Below are 11,654 nucleotides of genomic sequence, written 5' to 3'. Positions count from 1 at the left end.
GGACCTCCGCCCGGGTTGTTGTGCATTCCAAAGACGTTCTGCGCGCAAAAATGGAGACAAGGTGTAACCCGGTTTTCACGAAAAAGACCCGGGACGGGGCGGGCCGGGGGAGGCACCCCGGCCGCCGTTGCCCCTCAGTCCAGCGCGTACTCCAGCGCCAAGGCGTCGAGGATTTCGGCCGTCAGCCCCTCGTTCCTCATGATGGCGTAGTGGTCGGCGCGGATCACCGCGCCCTCTGCCCTTTCGGCCCTTTCGACCCCCTCGGCCCCCTCCTGGCGCAGCTGCTGCGCGAGCCGCAGCCGGTGCCCGGCCGCGGTTTCATCGCTCCACCAAAGGCTTGCCGCCGCTTGCACGGGCGCCAGGGCCTGCGCCTGCAGCGCCAGGTGCTTCAGGTGCAGGGTGGTCAGAAAGGCCTGGGCCAGGTCGGCGCCGTCCATGCAGGCATGGCCGCTGGGCCCCCCCGGTCCCTGCCTTGCAGCTTCGCGGCCCAGCGCGGCAGCCAGCAGATCGGCGCGGGGCGGCACCGATGCATCGATGTCCGCAAGGTCCTCGATGCGCGCCAAGGGCAGCATCTGCGAGACGAAGAGCCGGAAGTCATCCCACCACGACGGGGACCCGGCCGCATCGCCAGCAGGCACGAACGGGTCCACCAGCCCCAGGAAACCCACCGTCTGCCCCTGGCCTTCGAGCCGGGCCGCGATCAAGGCCGCCAGGCTGCCGCCCAGGGACCAGCCGAGCAGGTGGTAGGGGCCGGCGGGCTGTACCTGCCTCACCATCGCGCAGTAGTCGTCGGCCATCTGCTCCAGCGAGCGGTCGCGGTAGCCGGGATCGCCCAGGCTGCGGCAGGGTATGGCGTGGACGGTGCGCCGGTCCTGCAGTGCCCGCGCCAGCGGCTGGTAGTCAAACACCGTGCCGAACCCGGCATGCACGCAAAACAGCGGTGGCGCAGCCTCACACACGGCGTTGAGCGCCACGACGCCCCCAGCTCCACCGGCGCCGGCTGAGCGAAGCTCCAGCAGGCCGGCAATGGTGGGCCGCTGCAGAAGGTCGCGCAGCTTGAAGTCCAACTGCGGATCGCCCAGCTTGCGCACCTTGGCGTGCATCCTGAGACTGAGCAGGGAGTCCCCGCCCAGCTCGAAGAAGTTGTCGGTCTCGCCCACGCGTTCCACGCCAAGCACCTCCTGCCAGATGCGGGCCAGCGCCATGGCCGACGCTGTGGACGGTGGCACGTGCACCCGCCCGGCATCTGCCTGCGGCAGCGGCAGCGCACCACGGTCGAGCTTGCCGCTGACCAGTCTTGGCAGGGCGGGCAGGACCAGCGTATGGGCCGGCAGCATGTAGTCGGGCAGGTGCTCGCCTGTCTGCTGGCGGATGCGCTGGACCAGGGACTGCGCGGCGGTGCCCTCCTCCCCCACCACATAGGCCACCAGCTGCTTGCCTGTACCGGCATCCTGGACCAGCACGGCGGCATCGACCACGCCGGGCACGGCCCGGACGGCCTTCTCGACCTCGCCCAGCTCGATGCGGAAGCCCCGGATCTTGACCTGGTGGTCGGCCCGGCCGATGTACTCGATGTTGCCGTCCGGCATCTCGCGCACCAGGTCCCCCGTGCGGTACAGGCGGCCGCCACCGCCGTCGAAGGGGTCGGCGACGAAGCGCTCGGCCGTCAGGCCGTGGCGCGACAGATAGCCGCGCGCCAGGCCGTAGCCGCCGATGTACAGCTCGCCCACGACGCCGTGCGGCACCCGGTGCAGGTCGGCATCCAGGATGTGCACCGTGCGCTCGCCCACGGGCCGGCCGATGGGGGCGTAGGCGCAGTCGAAGGTCTCGCTGGCCTCGGCCTTCCAGATCAGCGGCGTCACCACCGTCTCGGTGGGGCCGTAGCCGTTGATGAGCAGGCGCGGGCGCAGGCTCAGGCGCACCTTGTCGTAGGCGGCCTTGGGCATGGCCTCGCCACCGAAGACGTACAACTCCACCGGCGGCGGCTCCTGCGACTGTTCTGCGGCCCAGTCCGCGATCTGCGCCAGATAGGCCGGCGGGAACGCGGCATTGGAGATGCCGTGGTGGCGCAGGGCCTCGCAGGCCTGCTCCGCCGTCCACATCTGCGGCTCGCGCAGCACCAGGCCGGCGCCGATGCTCAGGGCAGTCAGCCAGCGCTCATGCGCGCCGTCGAACGAGAAGGACATGAAATGCAGCTCGCGCGAGTTCGCCCGCATGCCGTAGATCCCTGCCGTAGCCGCGCAGTGCATGGCCAGCGGCCCGTGCTCGACCACCACGCCCTTGGGCTGCCCGGTCGAGCCCGAGGTGTAGATCACATAGGCCAGGTCGCGCTCGTGCACGGCATGGGCCGGCGCCGCGTTGCAGGCCTGGGTGAAGTCCACCTCCTCGGCCACCACCAGATGGGCCACGGCCGGCGTGCCCAGCTTGTGCAGCGCCGCCCTGTGGGCGATCAGGTGGGAGGCACCGCTGTCTGCCAGCATGAACCTCTGGCGTTCGGCCGGCGACGCAGGGTCCAGGGGCAGGTAGGCCGCTCCGGCCTTGAGCACGGACAGCAGGCAGATCACCATTTCCAGCGAACGCTCCATGGCGATGCCGACGATGGCGCCGCGCCCCACGCCGGCCTGCACCAGGCGGTTGGCGAAATGGTTGCTGCGCGCCTGCAGCTCGCCATGGCTGATGGTCTGCTCGCCCATGAGCAGCGCCACCGCGCCCGGGTCCCGGCGCGCCTGCAGCGCCATGCCGGCATGCACGGGCAGGAACGGCGGGCGGCAGGCATCCGTGCCCGTGCCCGTGCCCGTGCCTGTGCCCCCCGGCCCATCGCGGCCGGGCTCGGGCAGCAAGGCAATGTCCCGCAGGCAGTGCATGCCCTCGCCCGCCATGGACGCCAGCACCTGCACCAGTTGCCGCAGCAGTGCCTGCACGGCGTCATCGCCGAAGCTGCTCCGCTGGTAGATCATCTTGAGCGACAGCACATCGCCCAGCCGCACCTCCAGGTCCATGGGATAGGAGGTCACGTCGATGGCATGCGTCACCGCAAACCGCAGATGCGGGTCGTCATGCGCGGACAGCACCGCATCCATGGGGTAGCTCTCGAACACCAGGATGCTGTCGAACAGGCCGCGCTGGCCCTTGCCCGCCCAGCGCTGGATGTCCGAAAGCGACGTCTGCTCATGCTCGCGCGAGGCCAGGTTCTGTGCCTGCAGCGTGCGCAGCCAGGGGCCCAGCTCCAGCGCGCCGTCGCAGGCCACGACCACCGGCAAGGTGTTGATGAACAGCCCCTGCATTCTTTCCACGCCGGCCAGCTCGGGCGGGCGGCCAGCCACCGTGGCCCCGAAGGCCACCGTGGCCTGGCCCGTGTACCGCGCCAGCACCAGCGACCATGCGGCCTGCACCAGGGTGTTGGCCGTCACGCGCTCGCGCTGGGCAAACTCCACCAGCTGCTGCGTGGCACCGGCATCCAGCGCGGCGCCGGCCTCGTGGTGCCCCTGACGGGCTGCAGGCAAGGCACCAGGCCGGACAGCAGGCCGGGCAAGCGCATCCACCAGCAAGGTGGGCTCGTGCAGCGGCTGCACCAGGCGCCTCCAGTAGGCCTCGCTGGCCCCGTGGTCCAGGCCTTGCAGCCATGCGATGTAGTCGCGGTAGCTGGTGTCCACGGGCTCCACGGCAATGCCCTTGTAGTCGCGCAGCACCTCGCCCAGCAGGCTCGATGAACTCCATCCGTCCGTGAGCAGGTGGTGGGCGGTCCAGATGCAGTGGTGGCTGCCATCGGACACCCGGACCAGGGCCAGCCGCATCAGCGGCGGCTTGCTGAGGTCGAAGGCCGCGAACTGCCCGGCGGCCAGGGCATCCAGGGCCCCCGCCACATCCTCGCTGTGCCGGCAGTCATGCTCGGTGATGTCCAGCAGGACCTGCCGGGCCACCCATTGCAGCGGCAGGGACGCATCGGCCAGGAAGCCGCTGCGCAGCACGGCATGGCGGTCCAGCACCGCCTGCCAGGCCTTTCGGAAGCGCGCGGCATCCAGGCCATGCGCGTCGATTCGCAGCTGGGTGACATAGGACAGCCCCGAGGGATCGGACAGGCTGTGGAACAGCATGCCCGACTGCATGGGAGACAGCGGATAGAGGTCCGCCAGATTGCCCGCAGGCAGGTCCAGGCCGTCCAGCTGCGCCTGCGTGACCCGGGCCAGCGGGAAGTCCGAGGGCGTCACCCCCTGCGCGCCGCTCAGGCAGTGGTCGATCAGCCCTTCCAGCTCCTGCCGGTAGCGCCCCATCCAGGCCTGCACATCGGCGGTGTCGTGGCGGGCCGTGCTGAAGGCGGCCGTCATCACCAGCTCGCCGTCGTAGACGCGGCCATTGATGGTGAACTCGTGCGACAGCGGCGCCGAGGCGTCGGCCGGCATGCCGCTGCCCTCGGCAGCCGGCAGCCATTGGGCCGCGCTGTCAAAGCTTGCATCGAACTGCCCCAGGTAGTTGAAGACCAGGCTGGCCCGGGGCAAGGCCTGCATGGCCTGCCTTTGCTGCGCCGTGCCCAGGTACTTGAGCACGCCATGGCCCAGGCCGTGCAGCGGCACTTCGCGCAGGCTTTGCTTGACGCGCTTGATCGCGTCGCCCGGGCCTGTGCCTGCATCGAGCGCCACCGGGAAGACGCTGGTGAACCAGCCCACGGTGCGCGAGACGTCCACGCCGGCCGACAGCTCCTCGCGGCCATGCCCCTCCAGGTCCACGAGGATGCGCTGCTGCCCGCTCCACGCGCACAGGGCGCGCCCCAGGGCGGCCAGCAGGATGTCGTTGATCTGCGTCCTGTAGGCCGCCGGCACGCGGCTGATCAGGGCCTCGGTGCGCTCGCGGTCCAGCCGCAGCTCGACGCTGGACTGCCATGCCAGGGTGTTGGCCCCCCCGGGGCGGGCACAGGGAAGGACGGCAGGCACCTGGGCCAGCGCCTGCCAGAAGGCCAGCTCGCCGCCGCATTGCGCGGCATGGGCCTGCAGCGCCTGCGACCAGCGCTGGTAGCTGGCGGTCTTGTGGACCCTGGCGGGCTCCAGGCCCTGCAGCCGGCTGGCATAGGCCGAACGCAGGTCTTCGAGCAGGATGCGCCAGGAGACCCCATCGACGACCAGATGGTGGGCCACCAGCAGCAGGCGCCAGCTGCCGTCGCCCACCTCGATGCACAGCCCGCGCAGCAGCGGCCCGTGGACGATGTCCAGGCTGCGCTGCGCCTGTTCGCACAAGGCCTCGATCGCGCCGGCATCCCGTGCCTGGCGCACCCACAGCAGTGCCTGCAGGTCGGCCTCGGACGGGCTTGCGTAGGCCTGCTCCCAGGCGCCCTGCGCCGTGAGGCGAAAGCGCAGGCGCAGGCTGTCGTGCCGGGCCAGCAGATCGGCCAGGGCCTGGCGCAGCGGCGCAGGCTGCAGCGGCTGCGTGCTGCGCAGCAGCAGGGCCTGGTTCCAGTGGGATCGCTGCGGCACGTCCGTTTCGAAGAACTCCGCCTGAATGGGCAGCAGGGGAACGCTTCCCTGGACCGGTGTGTCCTGCTGCACGGCCTCGTCCTGCACGGGCTCGGCCACACGCGCCAGCTCGGCAATGCTTTGCCGTTCGAACAGCTGCCGTGGCGACAGCTTCCAGCCGAAGCGGCGCAGGCGCGAGACGATCTGCAGGCTGAGGATGGAATCACCGCCCAGCGCGAAGAAGTTGTCGCTGCGCCCCACCCGCTCCAGGCCCAGCACCTCGGCCCAGATACGGGCCAGCAGCGCCTCCAGTTCGCCCTCGGGCGCCTGGCTGGCGGCTGGCATGCCGAACGCGGGCAGGGCCTGCCGGTCCAGCTTGCCGTTGGCGTTCTGCGGCAACTGGTCCAGCACCATGATGGCGCCCGGCACCATGTAGTCGGGCAGTACCGTGGCCAGGCGCTCGCGCATCTCCTGCCCGTCCAGGGTCCGCCCGCTGCGGGCAGACACATAGGCCAGCAGCCGCGTGCCCGCCGGTCCCTCGCCGGCCACGACCACGGCCTCGCGCACATCGTCCAGCGCCAGCAGTTGCGCCTGCACCTCGCCCAGCTCGATGCGCAGGCCGCGGATCTTGACCTGGTGGTCCACCCGCCCCAGGTACTCCAGCTGGCCCTGCGCATTCCAGCGCACCAGGTCGCCCGTGCGATAGAGTCTTGCGCCATCGCGGCCGAAGGGGTCGGCGACAAAGCGCTCCGCGCTGAGCCCTGCCCGGTTCAGATAGCCGCGCGACAGCAGGGGGCCGCCTATGCACAGCTCACCGGCCACGCCCAGGGGCACGGGGCGCATCCGGTCGTCCACCACCCACATGTGCCGGCCCGCCAGAGGCCGGCCTATGGGAAGGTCCTGGGGCGCCGCGCCGGCGCCTTCCACCAGGCCGGTGCAGTCGAAGAGGGAGGCCGTGACGGTGGCCTCGGTCGGGCCATAGGCATTGAGCAGCCTCACATGGCCCAGCCCGGCATCGCGCCAGGCCTTCAGGCCGGCGCCCGGCATGGCCTCGCCGCCCACATGCACCTGCCTGAGCCGCCCGTACCCGCGCAGGCCCTGGCGCGCGAAATCCTGAACCAGCAGCAGCCAGTAGGCGGTGGTCAGATCGGCCACGCTGATCTGCCTGGCCATGAGTTCCCTGTGGAAGGTGGCGCTGTCCCAGAGTTCGGGCCCGCGCAGCACCATGGCCGCGCCGGCCACCAGGGGCGCGAACAGCTGCTCGATGCAGCCATCGAAATTCAGCGTGGCGAACTGCAGCACGCGGTCCTGCGGCGACAGCGCGGCAAAGCCGACGGCCAGCTGCGCCTGCTCGGCCAGGCAGCGGTGGGAGATGCCCACGCCCTTGGGCCGGCCGGTGGAGCCCGAGGTGTAGATCACATAGGCCAGGCATTCGCCATGCACGGCGGCGCCGGGGTTGTGGTCGGGCCCCGGCATCGCGCCGATGGCATCCAGGTCCAGCGCCTTCACGCGACCGGCCACCTCCAGCCCCAGGCGGGACTGCGTGAGCAGGCAGGCCATGCCGCTGTCCTCGACCATGTGGGCCAGGCGCTCGGCCGGATAGCCGGGGTCCAGGGGCACATAGGCCGCGCCCGACTTGAGCACGGCCAGCACGGCCACCACCATCTCCACCGAGCGTTCCACCGCAATGCCCACGCGCACCTCCGCGCCCACGCCCTCGGCGATCAGGCGGTGCGCAAGGCGGTTGGCACGCCGGTTGAGCTGCGCATAGCTGATGCATTCGTCGCCAAAGACCAGGGCCGTGGCCTGGGGCTGCTCGTCCGCCTGCTGCTCGAACAGCCTGTGCACCAGGGGCTGGGCGTCGCGGCGCGGCGGGTTGCATCCGGACTGCCCCGAATGCGCCCATTGCGTCAGCTGCGCCCATTCGTCCCGGTCCAGCAGCTCGATATCGCAGGCCGGCAACGCGGGCGTTTCGGCCAGGGCCGCAACAATGCCATCCACGGCGGCCAGCATGTAGGCGCACAGGCGCTGCGCGCCCACGGTCTTGCTGGCCTGCCCGACCAGGCGAAAGCCCTGGCCCAGGTCATCGATGGACATGTCCACCGGGTAGTTGGTGCGCTCCTGTCCGCCCAGGGCCGTCATGCCCTCCCACGCGCCCGAGGCTGCGCCCGCTGCCTCCGTCTCCTGCGGCGCTGCGGTGTAGCGGTAGTTGAGCAGGGCCGAGAACAGCGGCGTTCCCCCCGCCAGAGCGCTGCAGCGCTGCGCCAGCGACAGCGTGGCGTGCTCGTGGTGCATCAGCCCCGTCAGCAGCTCATGCGTCTGGCGCAGGCATTCCTGCACGCTGCGCCCGCCCAGCCGACCGCCCAACCGTATGCGCAGCGGCAGCGTGTTGATGAACATGCCCAGCGCGCTGTGCGCTCCCTCCCCGCCCTGCATGCGGCCAAAGAGCACGGTGCCGAACACCACGTCATCCTTGCCCGTGGTCCTGCCCAGCACCAGCGCCCAGGCCAGGTGGAACAGACTGGCTGCACTCACCCCATGGCGCTGCGCCTGCCGGCGCAGCTCGCGCGACAGCGGTGCATCCAGCGCAAGCCTGGCCTCCTCCACCGCGCTGCCGTCTCCCTGCACATCCAGCAGGCCAAACGGCGCCGTGGGCTCGTCCACACCGCCGAGCATGGCGCGGAAGAAGTCCTCATGCTCGCTGGTGCTCACGCCCAGGCGGGCCTGGGCCACGAAGCGCCTGAACGGCAGGGGCCTGGGCAACTCCGCCTCGCGGCCCTGGGCCATCAGCGCGATCTCCTCGACGATGCGTTCCAGCGTCGTGTGGTCCAGCACCAGATGGTGGGTCAGCAGCTGCAGCAGCCAGCGCCCGTTGGGCGCATCCTGCGCCGCCACGGCGCGGATCATGGGCGCGCGGCGCACATCGATGCGCTGCACGCGCGGGTCCAGCACGGCCTGCAGCCGGCTGGCCACATCCGTTCCTTCCCCTTCACCTTCGCTCTCCTCCAGCCAGTCGAGCAGCACCTGTGCCTGCCGCCAGACCACCTGCACGGGCTCGGCCAGCCCTTCCCACAGCACGGCCGTGCGCAAGATGTCGTGGCGTGCGATGACCCGGTTGAGCCGTTGCACAAAGCCCAGCAGCCGCTCGCGCGTGTCGAAGCCCAGCAGTGTGGGCGTGGCATAGGCGTCGCCCTGCGGGTGCAGCGTGTGGTGGAACAGAATGCCTTCCTGCAGCGGCGCCAGCGGATAGATGTCCTGGATGTTGGCCGCGCCACCGGGCACGGCGGCCTCGACCCGTGCGATCTCCTGCACGTCCAGCGCCACCAGCGTCAGCATGTCGGGCGTGATGGCCGTGCAGCCTTCGGGAATGCCATTGGGCGGCACCTGCACCTGGGCGGCGCCGTCCGCCTGCATCAGCTGCGCCGCAAAATCCGCCAGCTGCGGATGCTGGAACAGGCTGCGTACCGAGGCCGACAGGCCATGCGCGCGCATGCGTTCCAGCATGCCCATGGCCAGCAGCGAGTGTCCGCCCAGCTCGAAGAAGTTGTCGCGCCGCCCCACGCGGTCCTGCCCCAGAAGCTCGGCCCATATCGCCGACAGCTGCTGCTCGACCCCGTTGTGCGGCGGCTCGTATCCACGCTGCGCCCATTCGGGCTGCGGCAGGGCCTTGCGGTCCACCTTGCCGTTGGCATTGAGCGCAAGCGCAGGCAGCACGACGATGGCCGAAGGCTGCATGTAGTCCGGCAGCCGCCGGGCCAGCGCCTGGCGCAAGGTTTCGGCCAGCCCCGCATCGGCGTCCGGGCCGGCCACATAGGCGACAAGGCGTGCGCCCGCCGCGCCCGACGTGGCTTGTGCCGCGACCACCACGGCCTCGCGCACGCCGGGCTGAGCCAGCAGATGGGCCTCGATCTCGCCCAGCTCGATGCGCAGGCCGCGGATCTTCACCTGGTGGTCCAGGCGCCCCAGGTACTCGATCTGGCCCTCGCTGTTCCAGCGCACCAGGTCGCCCGTGCGGTACAGCAGGCCGCCCTGCGTGTCCAGCGGGTCGGCCACAAAGCGCTCGGCCGTCAGTGCGGGGCGGTTCAGATAGCCGCGCGCCAGGCCCGTGCCGCCCAGGTACAGCTCGCCGGCCACGCCCTGTGGCGCCGGCCGCATGGCGCAGTCCAGCACATAGGTGCGGATGCCGCTGATGGGCTGGCCGATGGGAACCTGGCGCCGCCCGTCGTCGCGGCAGCGCCAGTGGGTGACGTCGATGGCCGCCTCGGTAGGGCCATAGAGGTTGTAGAGACCGGCTCCGGGCAGGAGCCTGAAGACGGCGTTCTGCGCCTCGGCCGGCAGGGCCTCGCCGCTGCACAGGATGCGCCTGAGGCCCGTGCATGCTGCAACGCCCGCGTGCGCCACAAAGGCCTGCAGCATGGAAGGCACGAAGTGCACGGTGGTGACGCCATGGCCCGTGATCAGCGCCACCAGCCTTGCGGGGTCACGGTGATCGCCAGGCGCGGCCATCACCAGCCGGGCGCCGGCCATCAGGGGCCAGAAGAACTCCCAGACCGACACATCGAAGCTGAACGGTGTCTTTTGCAGCACGGCGTCCGAGGCATCGAGCGCATGGGCCTGCTGCATCCAGGCCAGCCGGTTGTGCAGGGCCGCATGCCGGTTGGCCGCGCCCTTGGGACGGCCCGTGGAGCCCGAGGTGAAGATCACATAGGCCAGATGCTCCCCATGCACGGCAACCACCGGGTTGCGCTGAGATTCACCGGCCACATCGATGCGGTCGATGTCCAGCCACTGCAGATCCTCGCCTGCGGGCAGGCGCTCGCGCAGCGCGCTGTGGGTGAGCAGGCGCCGCACGGCGCCGTCTTCGATCATCTGCGCCAGCCGTTCGGGCGGGTGATCGGGGTCCAGGGGCACATAGGCGCCACCGGCCTTCATGATGGCCAGCAGGCCCACCACCATCTCGATGGACCGCTCCATGGCGATGCCCACCCGGGTCTCCGGCCTCACGCCCAGGGCCATCAGCCGGTGTGCCAGCTGGTTGGCGCGGCGGTTGAGCTGGTCGTAGCTCAGAACCTGATCGCCAAAGACCAGCGCCACGGCATCCGGCCGTGCCTGGGCCTGGCGCTCGATCAACCGGTGCACGGGCTGCATCCCCGGTTCGGTTCGGGCGCCCAGGCTCCAGGCCTGCAGCTGCGCCCATTCCTTGCCGTCCAGCATGTCCAGCGCCGCAGCCTCCAGGCCGGGCTCGCTTTCCAGCGCGTGGACCAGGGAGGCCACGGCCGCCGCCATGTATCCACACAGCCGTTCAGCCCCCAGAGCAGCATCGGCCTGGGCCACGATGCCAAAGCCTTCGCCCAGGTCATCGATGGACACGGTCACGGGGTAGTTGGTGCGCTCCTGTCCGCCCAGCGCCGTCATGCCTTCCCACGCGCCCGCTGCGCCCCCCTCTTGCGGGGCCACGCTGTAGCGGTAGTTGAGCAGTGCCGAGAACAGCGGCGTCCCCCCCGCCAGAGCGCTGCAGCGCTGCGCCAGCGACAGCGTGGCGTGCTCGTGGTGCATCAGCCCCGTCAGCAGCTCATGCGTCTGGCGCAGGCATTCCTGCACGCTGCGCCCGCCCAGCCGACCGCCCAACCGTATGCGCAGCGGCAGCGTGTTGATGAACATGCCCAGCGCGCTGTGCGCTCCCTCCCCGCCCTGCATGCGGCCAAAGAGCACGGTGCCGAACACCACGTCATCCTTGCCCGTGGTCCTGCCCAGCACCAGCGCCCAGGCCAGGTGGAACAGACTGGCTGCACTCACCCCATGGCGCTGCGCCTGCCGGCGCAGCTCGCGCGACAGCGGTGCATCCAGCGCAAGCCTGGCCTCCTCCACCGCGCTGCCGTCTCCCTGCACATCCAGCAGGCCAAACGGCGCCGTGGGCTCGTCCACACCGCCGAGCATGGCGCGGAAGAAGTCCTCATGCTCGCTGGTGCTCACGCCCAGGCGGGCCTGGGCCACGAAGCGCCTGAACGGCAGGGGCCTGGGCAACTCCGCCTCGCGGCCCTGGGCCATCAGCGCGATCTCCTCGACGATGCGTTCCAGCGTCGTGTGGTCCAGCACCAGATGGTGGGTCAGCAGCTGCAGCAGCCAGCGCCCGTTGGGCGCATCCTGCGCCGCCACGGCGCGGATCATGGGCGCGCGGCGCACATCGATGCGCTGCACGCGCGGGTCCAG

At 70.7% G+C, this 11,654-nt stretch carries 1 protein-coding gene; it reads right to left on the bottom strand.

Going from position 1 to position 11,654, the window contains the following annotated elements:
• Positions 1-134: 134 nt before the first annotated feature.
• A partial coding sequence (locus tag AC5I49_RS00980; RefSeq protein WP_495788705.1) for an amino acid adenylation domain-containing protein occupies positions 135-11,654 on the bottom strand: 11,520 nt, incomplete at its 5' end.

It is taken from the genome of Delftia sp. (genome assembly GCF_059499305.1).
The sequence above is the reverse complement of the archived record's forward strand: the minus strand, read 5'-3'. Positions and strand labels throughout refer to the sequence as shown.